The following is a 17882-nucleotide window of genomic DNA, read 5'->3' on the forward strand; positions in this document are numbered from 1 at the left end:
TCGAGCTTGTCTGACAGGTTGTTTCGCCTCGATCCGAGGTGGACGACTGCCGACGCCTCACCCAGGCGCTCCCCGAGCCCGTCCTGCGTCGAGTGGAGGTCCTCCGTGACGACCCTCCGCACGCGGCCCGCCGCAACCGGCGGCCGCACCTTCCTGCCCGCCATGGTGCTGGCCGTGGCCGGCTACCAGGTCAACGCCACGATGCTGACCCCGGCACTGCCCGACGTGATCGCGCGACTGCGCACCACCAGCGAGCTCGTCGGCCTCTCGCAAACGCTGTTCTTCCTGTTCGCGGCCGTCGGGCAGGTCTGCATCGCCAGGGCCAGCGACCGGTGGGGCCGGCGCCGGCTGCTGCTGATGACCCTGGGGATCCTCATCATCGGCGACGTCCTGGCCGCCGCCGCTCCGACGATCCACGTCTACATCGCCGGGCGCGTCCTGCAGGGCGTGTCGGCGGCCTCGTTCGCCCTCGTCTACCTGATCATGCACGAGATGTACCCACCGCACCGATTCGGACGCGCACTCGGACTGGTGACCGCCATCAACGGCGGGATCGCCGGGTGCGACGCCGTCATCGGGGGTTCGGTGGCCGACCTGGTCGGGTTCCGGGGGATCTTCGCGGTCACCGCGTTGCTCAGCCTCGTGGCGCTGCTGGTCGTCCACCGCGCGGCCCCGGACTGCTCGGTGCCGACCCGGCGCGCTCCGGACTGGCGCGGCATGTCCCTGCTGGGGCTGGGACTGGCCGGAGTCGTCCTGGGGCTCAACCAGAGCGGGGCGTGGGGCTGGTCCTCCCCGGCGACGCTGGGGTTGCTGCTGGCAGGGGTGCTGCTCCTCGGCGTCTTCTTCCGCACCCAGCGGACGGCGCCGAACGCGATCATCGACGCCTCCGTGGTCGCCTCGCGGCGCGGGTGGCCGGTGCTGCTGACGACGACGTTCCTGCTCGCGGGAGTGTTCGGCCTGCTCAACTTCGCCGTGCCGCTGATCGCCCAGACACCCCCGCCGGCGGGTTTCGGGATGTCCGCCGCGGGATCGGCGCTGCTGCTGCTGGCGCCCGCGTCGATGATCGGACTCGTGGTCGCACCGCTCGCGGGCCACTTCGCCCCGCGCATCGGTTGGCACCGCTCGGTGCTGATCGGATGCGTCGGCACGGCCGCGGCGCTGGTGGCGCTGGTGCTCGGCTCCGGATCGATCACCGCGGTCGCCATCGCGCTCGCCGTGCTGGGGGTCACGTACACGGGGTACGGCCTGACCGCGCTGAGCGGGTTGGCCGTGGAACTGGCACCGGCCGACAAACCCGGTTCGCTGCCCGGGCTCAACGGGGCGTGCTTCGGGGTCGGTGCAGCACTGGGGATCGCCGCGTCGACGAGCGCGGTGGGGACGCTCGGCGGGGCCACCCCCGCGGCGTTCCACGCGGCGATCGCCACCGCCGCGGGATTCGGAGTCCTGGCCGTGGTGAGCGCGCTGTTCATCCGGCCGGACCTGCCCGCGGAGAAGAACGGAAGAGATCGACAACACTGAGGAGACGTGCGACGTTGCAGGAGATGAAGACACGTCCCAGCGCGGACCAGATCCAGCGGGCTCCCAAGGTGCTGCTGCACGACCACCTCGACGGTGGTCTGCGCCCGAGCACCGTCGTCGAGCTCGCCGAGCGGACCGGCTACCGGGACCTGCCGACGACCGACCACTCGGGCATCGACCAGTGGTTCGCCGGCGCGACCACGGCCGGTTCCCTGGAGGAGTACCTCGAGCGCTTCACCCACACCGTGGGCGTGCTGCAAACGCCCGAGGCGCTGCAGCGCGTGGCGGCGGAGTGCGTCGAGGACCTCGCCTCGGACGGCGTCGTCTACGCCGAGATCCGCTACGCCCCGGAGCTGAGCACGCAGGGCGGTATGGCCCCGGACGAGGTCGTCGAGGCCATCCTCGACGGGTTCCGCGCAGGCACCGGGCGGGCCGCCGAGGCCGGCAACCGCATCCGCGTGGGACTGCTGCTGTGCGCCATGCGGCAGGAGTCCCGTTCGCGGGAGATCGCCGAGCTCGCCGTGCGCTACCGCGACGCCGGGGTCGTCGGGTTCGACATCGCCGGGCCGGAGGCCGGGCACCCGCCGACGGAGTCGCTCGACGCCTTCGAGTACCTGCGGCGGGAGAACTTCCACTTCACCATCCACGCGGGGGAGGGGTTCGGACTTCCGTCCATCTGGGAGGCCATCCAGTACTGCGGCGCCGCCCGGCTCGGCCACGGCGTGCGCATCGTCGACGACATCTCGCTGGACGAGGACGGCACCGCGAAGCTCGGCCAGCTGGCCTCGTTCGTGCGCGACCGCCGCATCCCGCTGGAGATGTGCCCGCGGTCCAATGTGCACACCGGAACGGTGCCGTCGCTGGAGGAGCACCCGATCGGCCTGCTGCGGCGGCTGCACTTCCGGGTCACGGTGAACACGGACAACCGGCTGATGAGCCAGACGTCGATGAGCCGCGAGTTCATCGAGCTGGCCGAGCTGTTCGACTACACGCTGGACGACCTGCAGTGGTTCACCGTCAACGCGATGAAGTCCTCGTTCCTGCCCTTCGACCAGCGGCTCGCGCTCATCAACGAGGTGATCAAGCCCGGCTACGCGGCTCTGCGCTCGGAGTCGCTGTTCGGTCCCGTCGGCGGCAGCGGTTCCATCGCCACCGGGATGGGCTGAGGCAGCACCGCCCGCGCGGCGCGGTTCCGCCCGCAGCGGACCCCGCCGTGCGGCCACCGGTGCGCCTGGGCGCGTGCGCGGCGGAAGGCGCGTCCTCCGCCGCGCACGCGCCCGCGGTGCGGGCCCGTCACGCGCTCCAGGCGCGCTTGCGCAACAGGCGGGCACCGTTGAGGGCCACCAGCACCGTGGAGCCCTCGTGGCCGGCCACGGCCAGCGGCAGCGGCAGCGTGTGGACGAGGTCCCAGGTCACGAGCACGGCGATGACCGTGCCGGCGAGGACCAGGTTGGCCACGACGTAGCGGCGGGCCCGGCGGGACAGCGCGATGACGTTCGGCAGCACGCGGAGTTCGTCGCCGACGACGATGACCTGGGCGGTGTCCACCGCGAGGTCGGAGCCGTGCCGGCCCATGGCCACGCCGGCGGTGGCGCCGGCGAGCGCGGGGGCGTCGTTGATCCCGTCGCCGACGAGCATCACCCGACGCCCCTCGTCCTCGAGCGCGGAGACCGCGTTGCTCTTGTCCTCGGGCAGCAGGTCGGCGTGGACCACGTCGACACCCGTGCTCGCGGCGACCTGCTGGGCGGTGCGCTCGTTGTCCCCGGTCAGCAGGTGCGTGGGGTTGCCGGTGAGCTCCCCGGTGGCGCGCACCGCCCCGGCGGCGTCGGCGCGGATCCGGTCGGTCAGGCGGATCGTGCCGGCGCGCCGCCCGTCGCGCTCGACGGCCACGACGGTGCCGACCACCGCGGGGTCCTGCTCGCCGCGCTGCACGGTGACGCTGCGGCCCTCGACCTCGGCGGTGACGCCGCGGCCCGGCAGGGCGCGGAAGCCCACCGGTTCGGGCACGGCCAGCCCGCGCGCTTCGGCCGCGTCCACGACAGCGCTGCCCAGCGGGTGTTCGCTGTGCCGTTCGGCGGCGGCCGCCAGGCGCAGCAGCTCCTCCGCGGAGCACCCGTCGGCCGGGTGGACGTCGCTGACCTCCGGGTGGCCCTCGGTGAGCGTGCCCGTCTTGTCGAAGGCGACCGTGTCGGTGCGTCCGACGTCCTCCAGCGCTGTGGCGGACTTGACGAGCACGCCGTGGCGGCCCGCGTTGGCGATGGAGGCCAGCAGCGGCGGCATCGTGGACAGCACCACCGCGCACGGGGAGGCGACGATCATGAAGGTGATCGCCCGCAGCAGCGCCTCGGCGAAGGGTTCGGCGGTGAACACCAGCGGAACCGTGAACACCAGCAGCGTGGCGACGACGACGCCGAGCGAGTAGCGCTGCTCGATCTTGTCGATGAACAGCTGGCGCCGCGCCTTCGTCTCCGAGGCCTGCTCCACGAGCGCGACGATGCGCGCGATCACCGATTCGGACGCGGGTTTGGCCACGCGGACGAGCAGCGTCCCGGTGCCGTTGACCGTGCCGGACAGCACCGCGTCGCCCGCGCCGCGCACCACGGGCACGGACTCGCCGGTGACGGCCTGCTGGTCGACCTCGCTCGTCCCGTCGAGGACGGTGCCGTCGGCGCCGATGCGCTCGCCGGGGCGGGTGCGGATGACGTCGCCGGCGCGCAGCCGCTCGGTGTCGACGACCTGTTCGCGGCCCTGGTCGTCGACGAGCACCGCGTGCTCCGGGGCGAGGTCGAGCAGCGAGTTCACCGAGTCCGCGGTGCGCCGGGTGACGATGGCCTCCAGCGCACCCGAGGTCGCGAAGATGACGATGAGCAGGGCGCCGTCGAAGACCTGCCCGATCGAAGCTGCCGCGATGGCGGCGACGATCATGAGCAGGTCGACGTCGAGGGTCTTCTCCCGCAGCGCGCGCAGCCCGGACAGCGCGGGTTGCCAGCCACCGCTGGCGTAGCAGGCCAGGTGCAGCGTCCACCACACGGCGGGCGGGCCGTCGGCGAGCTGGAGGGCCCACCCGGCGGCGAACAGCAGCAGCGCCGCGGCGGCCCACCGCGCTTCCGGCAGGCGCGCCCCGGTGGTCAGCAGCGAGGCGGGTTTCGCCCGGTCACGTGCTTGCTGCGCCGCATCCCGGGGGAGGGTTCCGGTCACCGGTCGCCTCCCTGGCCGTCGTGCCGGTTGCGCTGCTGGACGTGGTCCTCGCTCACGCCGGCGCGCTGGTGCGCGGTTTCCGCGTCCAACGCGTGCTCGGCCTGGCGCACGGCTTCGGTGACCAGCTGCCGCGCGTGGTCGTCGGCGAGGCTGTAGTACATCCGCGTGCCGTCCTGCCGCGTGCGCACGATCCGGCCCCAGCGCAGCTTGGCCAGGTGCTGGGAAACCGCGGTCGGCGACTTGCCGACGCTCTCGGCGATCTCGTTGACCGAGAGTTCCGCCTCGCGCAGCGCGAGGATGATGCGCACGCGCGTCGCGTCCGCGAGCAGTGTGAACACTTCGACGGCCAGGTCGACGTACTCGCTGCGCACCCCGAATGTGCAAGCCTTCTTATCTTCGTACATGTGAAGATAATAAGTTAATGGGTGATCAGGCGGCAAGCGGTGCGCCCCGGTCGGGACGCACCGGGGAGGGGAGCGGAGGTGGGCGGTGCCCGCGCACGAAAAGCGGCGGGCGCGGGCACGTCGATCGTGCCCGCGCCCGCCGGTTCGGCCGGGAATCCCGCCGTCAGGACTCCGTGCTCGTGGAAGCCTCGGGAGCGCTCGCGGTGCTCGGGCGCCGTCCGAAGTACAGCAGACCGCTGCCGATGGACAGCACCAGCAGCGCGAGCATCACGAGGAGCATCGGAACCGCACCGAACTGGACGACCAGCGGAATCGCCGCCGCCGTCACCAGGCCGCCGCCGAAGAACGGCTCCAGGATCAGCTGCTTGTAGCCGAACGCCGGGTACGCCGGGGTGCGCAGCTCCGGATCGGCGATGCGCATGAGGATCAGCCCGGTGGGGGTCACGCCCATCGACTGGCCGAAGTCACCGAGCGCCCGCTCGAACCAGTAGTCCGGCAGCATGCGCGGCGCGAGGAACAGGAACACGAGCACGCCCCACGCGATGCCGCCGACGGCCAGCAGGAGCACCGCTTCGATGTGGCTCGCGAGCACCTCCAGCGACAGCGTGCCCATCGCGGCGATGATGAGCACGTCCAGGCCGAAGCCCTGGATGCGCTCGATCATGGCCCGATCGACGATCTCGTTCTTGTCCACCCGGCCGATGATCATCTGCAGCACGATGCCGCCCAGCATGGCCAGCGGGAACAGCGGTACGTAACCGAAGATCTCGATGGTGTCGATCCACAACCAGCTCTCCAGCGCCTGCAGGCCCCACAGCAGCAGCTGGCCGATGAGGATGGCCAGCGCGATGAGGCCGAAGTGCAGCGTCAGCGGCTCGATCGAGGAGGGGTGCATCGTCAGCGTGGCGGCGGGGCGCCGCTGCTCCCGGTCCACCAGCCCGCGCTGCTCGTTGAGCGAGGGCGTGCCGCCCGCGTTGCGCTCGGCCAGGCGACCGGAGCGCGCGCCCCAGTTGACCAGCACGATGCCCAGGACGATGCCGCTGAGCAGACCGATCGTGGCCAGTCCGAGCGCGAGGTCCTGCCCCTCCGGGAACCCGACCTCGGCGAACGTGTTGCCGAGCCCCCCGGCGGTGCCGTGGCCGCCCTCGAAACCGATCTCGATGAGCGCACCCGTCAGCGGCGGCAGTCCGAAGAGCGGTGCGAGCACCAGCACGGCGAGCAGGAGACCGATGACGTACTGGCCCGAGGCCAGCGTCAGCCCGAGCGCCACCTGCGGCCCCGCCATGCGGCCGGCTTCGCGCCCCTTCGGCAATCGCTTGCCGATGAAGAGCCCGGCGAAGACCACCGAGATGAGCAGCCCCGGCAGCTCGGACCACACGTCGAGGATCTGCGAGCCGAACAACCCGCCTTCGGTGAAGCCGTCGTAGCCGAGGACGGCGGCGATGTTGCCGAAGATGTCGGGCCCGAGGATCAGTGCGATGCCCCCGCCGATGATCGACGTCGGCAGGTACAGCCGCTGCGCCAAACGCCACCGCGTCCGGATCAGCTTCGCCGCGAGCAGCAGCACCCCCAGCAGCAGGAGCGCGAAACCAATGGTGTTGGCAGACATCGTCACCTTTCCGTACCCGAACCGTTCCCGGAGCTCCCTCCCGGCCGGAGGAGCTCCGCGAGTCGTCACAGATCCCCGCGCATCGTAGAGGCTCGCTCCACGCGTGCACAGACGACCTGGCACATCGCCGCGGTGCACGGCGGGAGCGGACCGCTGCGGTCACGCGGACCGGAGCGGATCGGCACTCTCGGTGATGCGTGGGCGTTTTCGACCCCGGAGCGCGGTCAGTCGGCCCGGTGCGGCGAGCGTTCCTCGCCGGCGTCCACACTGGCCGATGGGATCTCCGCTGCGGCCCGCCCGCGGAACCGCAGCAGGTAGGCCGCGCTCAGCAGCACCAGCCACACCACTCCGGTGCCCAGCGCGATGCGCGTGTCCGCCGAGAAGCCCAGCAGCACGATGACGAACCCGATGAAGACCGTGGTCGCGACCTGCCCGTACGGCCACAGCGGCACGGGGAAGCGCAGCTGCTCGCCGCTCGTCCTTCGGCGGGAGACCAGTTGCGCCAGCAGGATCATCAACCACACCCACACGGTGGCGAACGTGGCCAGCGACGCGATGATCGTGAACGCCCGCTCCGGGATGAGGTAGTTCAGCACCACCCCGACCAGCAGGGCGCCCGTCATGAGCACGGTGGTCACCCACGGGACGCCGTTGCGCGAGACCCGGAGCACCGCCGCGGGCGCCTGCCCGCGCTGGGCCATGCCGTAGAGCATGCGGCCGGCGCCGAAGACGTCGCTGTTGATCGCCGACAGCGCCGCGGTGATGACGACGACGTTGAGCACGGCCGCGGCCGAGGCCAGGCCGATGCCGTCGAAGATCTGCACGAACGGGCTGCCACCGGAACCGATCGCGTTCCACGGGACGATCGCCATGATCACGCCGAGCGCGAGCACGTAGAACAGCAGGATCCGCACCGGCACGGTGTTCACCGCGCGGGGGATCGTCCGCCGCGGGTCGTCGGCCTCGCCGGCCGTGATGCCGATGATCTCGGTGCCGCCGAAGGCGAACATGACCACGGCGAAGCAGGCGACGAAGCCCTCCGCGCCGGTGGGGAAGAACCCGCCGTGCTCCCAGAGGTTGCTCACCCCGACCTCGCCGCTTCCGGCGGGCAGCCCGAAGACGAGGATCGCCGCCCCGCCGATGATCATGGCGATGATCGCGAGCACCTTGATCAGCGAGAACCAGAACTCGACTTCCCCGAAGACCGCCACGCTGAGCAGGTTGACCGCGGCGATGACGCCCAGCGCCGCCAGGACCCAGATCCAGCGCGGCACGTCGGGGAACCAGAAGCCCATGTACACGCCGAGCGCGGTCACGTCCGCCAGGCACACGATGATCATCTCGAAGGTGTAGGTCCAGCCGGTGATGAACCCGGCCCAGCGGCCGAGGTAGCGCGCGGCGTACTCCCCGAACGAGCCCGGGACGGGATCCCGCACCGCCATCTCACCGAGCGAGCGGAGGACGAAGAACACCGCCAGCCCGCCGATGAGGTAGGCCAGCAGCACCGACGGCCCGGCCTGCCCGATGGCTTCGGACGAGCCGTAGAACAACCCCGTCCCGATGGCCGAACCGAGCGCGATGAACCGGATGTGACGCGCGTTCAACCCCCGGCTCAGCCCCGACTTCTCCGTGTGCACGAGCTCTCCCGGAAACGATGGCGGCCCTTCGCCTGGGCGCGGCCGCAGATCGGTCGGCCGCGAGGCGGGAGCAATGCTATGCCCCCCTGCGCGCGCCGCTGCAGGGCCGCCCCTCCGCAGGCCGCCGCAGCGGCGCGCGCTCGCACGAACCAGCCCGCGTGCCCCTGCGTTCCTGGGCAGCGGGGTGCGGCGGGTAACATGGCAGCAGTGGCGCGCGGGTGCTCGTGCGGCTCGGTGCTCGTGGTGCCGCCGAGGTGTTGCTCGTGCGGTCGGTGATGGTGAAGGTGGTCGCAGGTGTCGGAACCGGTCCCGCAGGTTTCCGGGACGCAGCAGGTTCCCGCGGGGAGGGCCGCGGAACCGCCGTCGCCGCGGGAGATCGTGGCGATCGCGCACAACATGCGCTCGGCCCACAACGTCGGAGCGCTGCTGCGGACCGCCGACGTCTTCTCCCTGTCCACAGTGTACTGCACCGGTTACACCCCGTACCCGGAGCAGGACGACGACACGCGGACCCCCGGGCTGATCCACAAGCTCACGCACAAGATCCACAAATCGGCGCTCGGTGCGGAGCAGGTCGTGCCGTGCCGGTTCCACCCGGGCATCCCCGCGCTGCTGACCGAGCTGCGGGCGGCGGGGTTCACCATCGCCGGGCTCGAACGCGACGACCGCGCGGTGGCGCTCGACGAGTACGCACCGCCGCAGCGGGTGGCGCTGCTGCTCGGCGAGGAGACCTCCGGTATTCCGGACAAACTGCGCAGCAGTTGCGACGTGCTGCTCGAAATCCCCCAGTTCGGCACGAAGGACTCGCTGAACGTCTCGGTGGCCGCCGGCATCGCGCTGCACCGCCTGCGGTGCGGGTGAGGCCGTGGCGGCGGCGTGATCGGATCGTGCATCCTGGGGCCGTCCGCAGTCCCCGCGAGGAGAGGATGGTCCCGTGGCCGCTGAGCCCGCCGCTCCCTCCGCCGTGCCCGTGTCCGCGCGCTGCACCGCCTACCTGCAGCTGCCCGGGGGGTGGTTCCTCAACAACGCGGGGTGGGTCCGGGGCGAGGACCGGACGTTGCTCGTGGACACCTGCGCCACCGAGGCGCGCTCGCGGCGGCTGCTCGCCGCGCTCCGCGCCGACGGCGGCGGGCTCCCGCTGACCGCAGCGCTCACGCACGCGCACGGCGACCACGCGAACGGCGCCGGACTCGTCGCCGCCGACGGCGGCGCGGTCGTGGCCACGCCGCCCGCGGCCGCGGAGGTCGGCGCGGGGCCGCACACCTTCCCGATGCTCGTCGACTACGACAACTGGGGCGCGATCGACCCGCCCGAGGTGATCGAACACCTCGACGGGCCCGTCGAACGGGACCTGGGCGGGGTGACCGCCCGCCTCGAACCCGTCCCGCAGCAGGCGCACACCGATGGCGACCTCGTCGTGGCGGTGCCGGGCGAGGGCGTCGTCTACGCCGGGGACCTGCTGTTCAACGGTGTGACACCGCTGGCCGCGTTCGCCTCCGTGCCGGGCTGGCTGCGGGCGCTGGAGTGGCTGGAGGGCTTCGGCGCCACGTGCCTCGTTCCCGGGCACGGGCCGATCCCGGAGGACCCCGCGACCCTGCTCGCCGACATGCGCGCCTACCTGCGGTGGCTGCTCGACGTGGCCGACGAGACCACCCCGGACTTCGCGGAGCTGGAGCAGCAGGCACGCGACGGCTGGCCCGGCTGGCACGACGCGGAACGGCACGCGGTGAACCTCCGCGTCGCCCACGCCCAGGTGCGCGCCCAGGAGGTGCCCGTCGACGAGCTCCTGAGCGCGCTGTCCCGGGCTGCCGGCGGCGCCATCCGGCCCCGGCTCGACCTGTGAGTCGCCCGGTCGGCTGATCCGGCCGGGGGAGATCCCGGTTCGCCGCGCTCGGCGGGCTGAGCTGCGCGTTCCTCGTGCGCGAACCCGTCGGCGGACCGCCGTCGGCCGCGCTGGCGGCGGTCCGCGGCGAGCGGCGGAACAGCCGGTCCAGCGCGGAGGTGGCAGTCGTGTGCTTGGCCGCAGCGGCCCGTCAGGCAAGCGGCGCAGCCGCTTCTGCCCCACGCGCGCAGACCGACCCGACGGGGTTCCCCACCCGACCCGCTACACCGGCCAATCCGCGGACTCTCTCAGGCGGTGTGCTCGCGGACGGCCTTCTCGAGCACGTCCAGCCCCTCGGAGAGCAGCTCCTCGGGGATGACCAGCGGTGGCAGCAGCCGGATGACGTTGCCGTAGGTGCCGCAGGTGAGCACCACGACCCCCTGTTCGTGGCAGGTGGCGGCGATGCGCTTGGTCAGCTCGGGGTTCGGCTGCGTCGTTCCGGGTCGGACGAACTCGATGCCGATCATGGCCCCGCGGCCGCGCACGTCGAAGATCGCCTCGGTGTCCGCGGCCAGGGAGCGCAGCCGCTGACCGGCGAGCTCACCGATCGAGCGCGCGGCACCGGACAGGTCCCGCTGCCGCATGGTCTCGATCGCGCCGAGCGCACCGGCGCAGGCCACCGGGTTGCCGCCGTAGGTCCCCCCGAGACTGCTGGCGGGCGAGGCGTCCATGACCTCCGCGCGGCCGGTGACCGCGGCCAGCGGCATCCCGCCCGCGATGCCCTTGGCCGTGGTGATCAGGTCCGGCACGACGTCCTCGTGCTCGCAGGCGAACCAGGAACCGGTGCGGCAGAACCCGGTCTGGATCTCGTCGGCGATGAACAGCGCGCCGTTGTCGCGGCACCACTGCGCGATCGCGGGCAGGAACCCCGGCGCGGGCTCGATGAAACCGCCTTCGCCCTGGATGGGCTCGATGAGCACGGCGGCCACCTCGTCGGCGCCGAGCTGCGTGTTGACGCGGTCGAGGCACTCGGCGGCGATCTCCGCACCGTCGCGGCCGTCCCGCGCCGGGTACGACATCGGCACCCGGTGCACCTCGGGGGCGAACGGGCCGAACCCGTGCTTGTACGGCACGGACTTCGCGGTCAGCGCCATGGTGAGGTTGGTGCGGCCGTGGTAGGCGTGGTCGAACGCGACGACGGCCTGCCTGCCCGTGGCCTGGCGGGCGATCTTGACCGCGTTCTCCACCGCCTCGGCACCGGAGTTGAACAGCGCGCTGCGCTTGTCGTGCTCACCGGGCGTGACCGCGGCGAGCTCCTCGCAGACCCGCACGTAGTTCTCGTACGGGGTCACCATGAAGCAGGTGTGCGTGAACGCCGCCGCCTGCTGCTGCACCGACTCGACCACCTCGGGTGCCGCGCTGCCCACGTTGGTGACCGCGATGCCGGAGCCGAGGTCGATGAGCGTGTTGCCGTCGACGTCGTGCAGCAGCCCGTCCTCCGCGTCCTCGACGTAGACCGGCAGGATGCTGGACACTCCGCCCGCGACCGCGGCCGAACGGCGCTGCTGCAGCTCGCGCGACCGCGGTCCGGGGACCTCGGTGCGCAGTTTCCGCGTCTGGGACTTCGCGCTCGTCACTGGAATCCTCCTTGTCACCTGGTTCGCCCAGCGTCACCCCCGGTGCTGGTGAACGACAGGTGCCGCTGTGGTTATTTTCGATGGGAATCATCGCCAAAGTGGCAGGGGGGCGCATGTCGTCGACGCTGCGGAACCTCGTCGCGGACCCCGCGCTGGGCCTCACGATCCGCACCGGGGCGCAGGCCTTGGACACCGCGGTGACCTGGGTGCACACCAGCGAACTGCCCGATCCCACCCCCTTCCTGGAGGGCGGGGAGCTGCTGCTGACCACGGGGATGCGGCTGGAGGATCCCGCGGCGTTCGTGGACCGCCTCGTCGACGCGGGCATCGCCGCGCTCGGCTTCGGCGTGGGCATCATCCACCGCACCGTCCCCGGCGGACTCGTCGACGCCGCCGCCCGCAGCGGCCTCCCCCTGGTGGAGGTGCCGCGCCGCACCCCGTTCATCGCCATCAGCAAAGCCGTGTCCCGCGCGGTCGCCGCCGCGGAGTACGCCGGTCTGCGCTGGACCAGCCAGGCCCAGCAGGAACTCGCCCACGCCGCGGGCCGGCAGCACGGACAGGCTGCGCTGGTGCGGAAGCTCGCCGAGCTGCTCGACGCCTGGGTGCTGCTGCTCGACGAGCGGGCCGGCGCCGTGCACGCCGCGCCGAGCGCCGCGCACGCCCGCGCGGAGCACCTGCACGGCGCGGTGGCCGACCTGCGCCGCAAGCAGGGACCGGCCGCCACGGGATTCGACCTCGGCGGCGACGAGGTGAGCATGCAGGTGCTCGGGCGGCAGGGGCGCGGCTACCTGGCGGTCGGTCGGGCGGAGCCGTTCAGCACGACCGATCAGCACGTGATCAACTCGGCGGCCTCGCTGCTGACGCTCGCGGTCGAGCAGGCCGCCGCGTTCGACGAGGCCCGCGCCCGGCTGTGCTCGACGGCCCTGGAACTGCTGCTGCGCGGCCGACCGGTGGCCGACGTGCTGACCCGGCTGGGCGAGCAGCTCCCCGGCGAACCGTTCCACGTGGTCGTGGTCAGCGACCCCCGGCCGGCGGGCCTCCTCACCCGGTGGGAGGCCGAGCGGCCGGTGGGCGCGGGCTTCCTCGCCGCCCGCGGCGATACCGTCACCGGCCTCGTCGCCGCGGGTCCCGCGCTCGACTGGCTGACCGAGCGGCCCGAGGGCGCTGCCGGCGTGTCGGAGCCCTGCGACTACACGGCCCTGGAGGAGGGGCTGCGGCAGGCCGAGCACGCCCACCGCGCGGCAGGCGAGGGAAGCGCGGTCCACTTCGGCGAGCTGTCCGGAAGCGGGGTGCTCGACCTGCTGCCCGCGCCCGCGGCGCGGGGCTTCGCCGAGTCGCTGCTCGGCCCGCTGCGCGGTGACGAGGTGCTGCTGACCGCGCTGCGCGCGTGGCTGCAGCACCACGGTCAGTGGGACCCGGCGGCGAGCCGGCTCGGCGTCCACCGGCACACTCTGCGCAACCGGGTGCGGAAGGCGGGCCGGCTGCTCGGCCGCGACCTGGACCAGCCCGGTGCGCGTGCCGAACTCTGGTTCGCCCTCCAGATCCTCGACCGCTCGGACCGCTGAGGAGGCGCCGGTGCTCGTCGCAGAGCTGCTCGACGACCCAGAACTCGCCCTCGACGTGCGCGTGCGCGGCAACGTCGAGCGCCCCATCCGGTGGGTGCACACCATCGAGATCGACGTCCCGAGCCGGTTCCTCCGCGGCGGTGAGGTGGTGTTGACCGCGGGGGTGTGGCGCACCACCGGTCTGACGGCCGCGGAGTTCCTCGCCGACCTCGCCGCCGCCGACGTCGCGGCCGTCGGCTTCGGCCTGGTGCCCCCGGAACCGGTCGTGCCCGAGGAGTTCGTCGAAGCCGCCCGCCGGCACGGTCTGACCTGCTTCGTGGTGCCGGTGAGCGTGCCGTTCCTGCACATCGCCGAAACGTTCGTCAGCGCCAAGCGCGCCGAGTGGGAACGCCCGTTGCGCAGGCACCTGGCCCAGCAGGACGAGATCGTCGCCGCGCTGCGGGTGCGGCGCGGCGTGGAGGCGGTGCTGGACACGTTGACCGGCAAGCTCGGTGCTCCGGTGGCGGTGCGCGCCGCGGGCGGTCTCGTCACCGGAACCCAGCCGCAGTCGCGGCATCCGCTGCCGCTGATCGGGGAAGGCCTGGCCGATGCCGAGCTGCTGCTGCCGCGTCCGGTGGAGGAGCTGGACGTCGTCGAGCACGCGGCCGTCGTGCAGGCGATGCCGTTCATCGCCCTGGAGATCGAACGCAGCCGCGCCGTCCGGGCGACCGAACTGCGCTACGCGTGGGAGCTGTTCGAATGGGTGGCCAGCGGTGCGGCCGGGGCGGAGACGGTGCGCACCCGCCTGAGTTCGCTGGGGCTTCCCGCCGAGGGGCCGCTGGCCGCGCTCGTGGTCCGCACGGAGGAGCCCGCGGCGCACTCGGCGCGCCTCGGCGAGTTCCTCGGCACCGACGGCATCGCCGTGCAGCGGGGCGAGGAGGTGGTGGCCTTCGCCCGGGTCCGGGGCACCGCGGCCGAGCTGGCCCGCTCCGCGCACGCGGAGTTCGACCCGGCGGTGGTGCACCTCGGGGTGGGCAAGCCGGCCACCGCCGAGGAACTGCGCATCAGCCTGCTGCAGGCGAGCCGTGCCGCCGAGGCCGCGTCGTCGCGGTCCGCGGCCGGTTGGATGACGCACGACCAGCTGAGCAGCCCGGCGATGCTGCTGGAGGCGCAGGACCCGGACCTGCTGGGGGCCACGGCCCGCGCGCTGCTGGGGCCGGTGCTCGAGAACGACGAGCGGCGGGGCGGTGACCTTCTCGCTTCCCTGCGCGTGTTCCTCGACGAGGGCGGGCGGTGGCAGGAGGCGGCGCAGCGGCTGCACGTGCACATCAACACGCTGCGGCACCGCATCAGCAGGGTGGAGGAGCTCACGGGGCGCTCGGTGGCCCGCACCTCCGACCGCGTGGACCTGTACCTGGCGCTGCGCGCCCTGCGGCGGAGCTGAGGGCGGAGCGCGGGGCCGGGATCTGCTGGTTGTGCGATCCTCCAACATCACTCGTGTTTTTCGTCCGATCCGTGCGTGGATCCCCGGGAGTGACGCACCGCACGATGGCGGGGCGCCGCTCGGCGCGCGGCCCAGCAGCACGCGCACCCGTCAGGAACAGGAACCACCGCATGGCAGAACGCACGGCGTCGGCCGAACGCGTCGGCATCGAAACGCACGGTGTGGACACGATTCCGGAGGGCGACCGCACGGGGCGTCCGCGGGACATCGTCGGGATCCTGCTCGGGTCCAACATGTGCCTGGGCGTGGTGATCTTCGGGTGGTTGCCCGCCTCGTTCGGCCTGGGGTTCTGGGCGGCCGTCGGGTCCATGCTCTGCGGCACGGTGCTGGGCATCGTGCTCGTCGCCCCGCTGGGGTTGATCTCGCTGCACACCGGGACGAACCTGTCGACGAGCAGTGGAGCGACGTTCGGCGTGCGGGGACGGCTCGTCGGTTCGGTCATCGGTCTGCTGCTGTCGCTCGGCTACGCCGCGCTGACCGTGTGGACGGGGGGTGCGGCCGTGGTCGGGCCGCTGCACAGGATCCTCGGCCTGCCGGACGACGGGATCGCCTTCGGCGCGGTGTACTCGGTGCTGGCCGTGCTGTCGGTGCTCGCGGCGATCTTCGGCTACCAGCTGCTGACCCGGATGAGCAAGTGGGTCGCCGCGGGGACCGTGGTGCTCATGCTGCTCGGGCTGCTCGCCTACGCGGGGAAGTTCCAGACCGGTCCGGTCACCGACGGGTACCTGCTGGGGACGTTCTGGCGCACCTGGGCGCTGTCCGCAGTGGCCGCGGGGCTGAGCGGGCCGATGGCGTTCATCACGCTGCTCGGCGATTACAGCCGGTACGTGTCGCCGCGCCGCTACTCCTCCGCGCGGGTTTGCGGCAGCCTGTGCCTCGGAATGGCCCTGGGACTGCTGACTCCGCAGCTGTTCGGCACGTTCACCGCGTTCGCCTCCGGCGCCGCCGGTGACTACGTCGGTCCGCTGGTCGCTGCCGCGCCCCTGTGGTTCCTGCCGCCGCTGCTGCTCAGCGGGTTGTTCGGGACCGTCGGCAACGCCGGGGTGCTCATCTACAGCATGGGGCTGGACCTGGACGCGATCGTTCCCCCGCTGTCCCGCGTCGTGGCCACGACGTTGGTGTCCGCGCTGTCGACGGTCCTGGTGTTCCTCGGCTACTTCGTCTGGGACGCGCAGAACGCGGTGACCGCGTTCGTGCTGCTGCTCACCGCTGTCGGCACCCCGTGGGCCGTGGTCACGCTGTTCGGGTTCGCGCGCTGCCGGGGCGACTACGATTCCGAGTCGCTGCAGGTGTACAACCGACGTGCCACCGGCGGGCTCTACTGGTACGCGGCCGGCTGGAACCCCCGCGCCGTGCTCGCCTGGGCGATCGGCTCCGCGGCGGGCCTGCTGTCCGTGGACACCGCCCTGTACACGGGTCCGCTGCTGCGGCTGACCGGCGGCATCGACGTGAGCTTCCTCGTCGCCGCCACCGTCACCGCGGCGGCGTTCGGAGCGCTCACCCTCGGCCGACCGCACCCCCGGCCCCCGCGGGAGCAGCAGTCCGCCCGGCCGGTTCGGCAGACCGCGCACGTTTAGGGGGCCGCGGATCGGCCGGCGTCGTGGTCGGGTGGGGAACCTCCAGCGCCGCCCCGCTCCAGGACCCCGACATCGGTAGTCACACACATCCTCGTCCGCCGGGAGAGCGGGCGAGAGCACATGAGGAGTCAGGAGAACATGGAACACTACGACGTCGTCGTCATCGGAGCGGGGTTCTCCGGGTTGACGGCAGCGCGGGAGCTCGGCGAGTCCGGTCACAGCGTGCTGGTCCTGGAAGCGCGCGATCGCATCGGCGGCTCCACGTGGTACAAGCCCGCGGAGCTCGACGGCGCCGGGCTGGAGATGGGCGGTACCTGGATCGTGCCGCAGCAGACCCACGTGTGGCAGGAAGCGCGCCGCTACGGGATCGCCGTCGAGGACAGCGAGCTCCCGGCGCGGATGACGTGGTCGGACCGCGGGGAGGTGCTGGACACCCTGCTGCCCGTGCGGGCCGAGGAGTACCCGGCGCTGGAGCGCGCCGTCTCCGCGCTGGTCGAGGCCGCCGGCCGCATCGACCCGCTGCGGCCGCTGTCCGAACAGGACCTCGCCGACCTGGACGTGCCGATCGAGCAGTGGGCCACCGAGGCCGGGCTGACCGGCAACGCCAGGGAACTGATGATCTCGTGGTTCTGCGGTTGCGCCAACGCCAGCGAGCGCACCGGTTCGGCGCTGGACGTCATCCGCTGGTGCGCGTCCATGGACGCGTCCCTGTGGGGCATGGTCCAGGCCAGCGTGCTCGGGTACACGTTCGTCGACGGGACCGCGTCGCTGGCGCGGGCGATCCTGGACGACAGCCGCGCCGCGCTCCGCCTGTCCACCCCGGTCCAGCGCGTCGAGTCCGATGGCACCGGTGTGGTGGTCACTTCCCGGGAGGGCAGCGTGCGCGCCGAGCGCGCCCTGGTCACCACGCCGGTCGGCGTGTGGCAGGACATCGAGTTCGTCCCCGCGCTGTCGCCGGAGAAGAGCGCGATCTCGCGGGAGAACCACGCGGGGCAGGGGCAGAAGGTCTGGGCGCTGGCCCGCAACGTCCCCGAGGACATCAGCGGATTCGGGTGGGGCACGTCCTTCGACTACGTCGGCGCGATGAAGACCACCGGCAGCGGTGTGGTGCTGGTGTGCTTCGCCCCGGAGCACGACCGCGTCGATCCCGCGGACCTCGCCGACGTGCAGCGCGCCGTGCGGGAGTTCGCCCCGGAGGCGGAGGTGCTCGACGCGCGGGCGCACGACTGGGTCCACGACCCGTACTCGAAGGGGACCTGGGCCACTTTCCGCGCGGGGCAGTTCGCCGCGTACGAAACCGCCGTGGGAGAGCCGGAGGGGCGGGTGCACTTCGGCGGCTCGCACACCGCCCGCCGCTGGCGCGCCTTCATCGACGGCGCGATCGAGTCCGGCAAGCGCGCGGCCGAGGAGATCCGCAGCGCTCCGTGAACCC

At 72.5% G+C, this 17882-nt stretch carries 13 protein-coding genes; 8 read left to right on the plus strand and 5 right to left on the minus strand.

The window, feature by feature from the left end:
* Positions 1-105 precede the first annotated feature (105 nt).
* Together ACYVJE_RS08260 and ACYVJE_RS08265 are read left to right on the plus strand one after the other, a co-directional pair.
* A complete protein-coding gene (locus ACYVJE_RS08260; RefSeq protein WP_459155981.1) occupies positions 106-1518 on the plus strand; it encodes an MFS transporter in 1413 nt (470 codons plus the stop codon).
* A 23-nt stretch (positions 1519-1541) separates the two neighbouring features.
* On the plus strand, positions 1542-2684 hold the full coding sequence (locus ACYVJE_RS08265; RefSeq protein WP_461144003.1) for an adenosine deaminase: 1143 nt from the start codon (positions 1542-1544) through the stop codon (positions 2682-2684).
* 127 nt (positions 2685-2811) lie between these two features.
* On the opposite strand, the gene ACYVJE_RS08270 is transcribed toward ACYVJE_RS08265, so the two are convergent.
* The 4 genes from ACYVJE_RS08270 to ACYVJE_RS08285 all read right to left on the minus strand — a co-directional run bounded on the left by ACYVJE_RS08270 (position 2812) and on the right by ACYVJE_RS08285 (position 8366).
* Complete coding sequence (locus ACYVJE_RS08270) at positions 2812-4716, minus strand: heavy metal translocating P-type ATPase (RefSeq protein WP_461144004.1); 1905 nt, start codon at positions 4714-4716, stop codon at positions 2812-2814.
* Positions 4713-5120: an ArsR/SmtB family transcription factor gene (locus ACYVJE_RS08275; protein ID WP_459155978.1), complete on the minus strand. Its 408-nt coding sequence runs from the start codon at positions 5118-5120 to the stop codon at positions 4713-4715. Before ACYVJE_RS08275 ends, ACYVJE_RS08270 begins: the two co-directional genes overlap by 4 nt.
* A gap of 163 nt (positions 5121-5283) precedes the next feature.
* Positions 5284-6729, minus strand: a complete 1446-nt coding sequence (locus ACYVJE_RS08280; protein WP_461144005.1) for a sodium/glutamate symporter — start codon at positions 6727-6729, stop codon at positions 5284-5286.
* 224 nt (positions 6730-6953) lie between these two features.
* Positions 6954-8366 (minus strand): amino acid permease, encoded by a 1413-nt coding sequence (locus ACYVJE_RS08285; RefSeq protein ID WP_461144006.1) that lies wholly within the window; start codon positions 8364-8366, stop codon positions 6954-6956.
* 294 nt (positions 8367-8660) lie between these two features.
* On the opposite strand from ACYVJE_RS08285, the gene ACYVJE_RS08290 reads away from it, so the two are divergent.
* Positions 8661-9227, plus strand: a complete 567-nt coding sequence (locus tag ACYVJE_RS08290; protein WP_459155975.1) for a TrmH family RNA methyltransferase — start codon at positions 8661-8663, stop codon at positions 9225-9227.
* 73 nt (positions 9228-9300) lie between these two features.
* Positions 9301-10209 (plus strand): MBL fold metallo-hydrolase, encoded by a 909-nt coding sequence (locus ACYVJE_RS08295; RefSeq protein ID WP_459155974.1) that lies wholly within the window; start codon positions 9301-9303, stop codon positions 10207-10209.
* A gap of 287 nt (positions 10210-10496) precedes the next feature.
* On the opposite strand, the gene gabT is transcribed toward ACYVJE_RS08295, so the two are convergent.
* Positions 10497-11825, minus strand: a complete 1329-nt coding sequence (gene gabT, locus ACYVJE_RS08300; protein ID WP_461144007.1) for a 4-aminobutyrate--2-oxoglutarate transaminase — start codon at positions 11823-11825, stop codon at positions 10497-10499.
* A 113-nt stretch (positions 11826-11938) separates the two neighbouring features.
* Between gabT and ACYVJE_RS08305 the strand changes: the two genes are divergently transcribed.
* The 4 genes from ACYVJE_RS08305 to ACYVJE_RS08320 all read left to right on the plus strand — a co-directional run bounded on the left by ACYVJE_RS08305 (position 11939) and on the right by ACYVJE_RS08320 (position 17878).
* Complete coding sequence (locus tag ACYVJE_RS08305) at positions 11939-13390, plus strand: PucR family transcriptional regulator (protein WP_461144008.1); 1452 nt, start codon at positions 11939-11941, stop codon at positions 13388-13390.
* A gap of 10 nt (positions 13391-13400) precedes the next feature.
* The gene (locus tag ACYVJE_RS08310; RefSeq protein WP_461144009.1) at positions 13401-14813 is read left to right on the plus strand and encodes a helix-turn-helix domain-containing protein; all 1413 of its coding nucleotides are present in this window, start codon (positions 13401-13403) and stop codon (positions 14811-14813) included.
* A 170-nt stretch (positions 14814-14983) separates the two neighbouring features.
* A complete protein-coding gene (locus ACYVJE_RS08315; protein WP_461144010.1) occupies positions 14984-16450 on the plus strand; it encodes a purine-cytosine permease family protein in 1467 nt (488 codons plus the stop codon).
* Between the two features lie 120 nt (positions 16451-16570).
* Complete coding sequence (locus ACYVJE_RS08320; protein WP_459155969.1) at positions 16571-17878, plus strand: flavin monoamine oxidase family protein; 1308 nt, start codon at positions 16571-16573, stop codon at positions 17876-17878.
* Positions 17879-17882 lie beyond the last annotated feature (4 nt).

The organism is Salinifilum aidingensis, assembly GCF_054782015.1.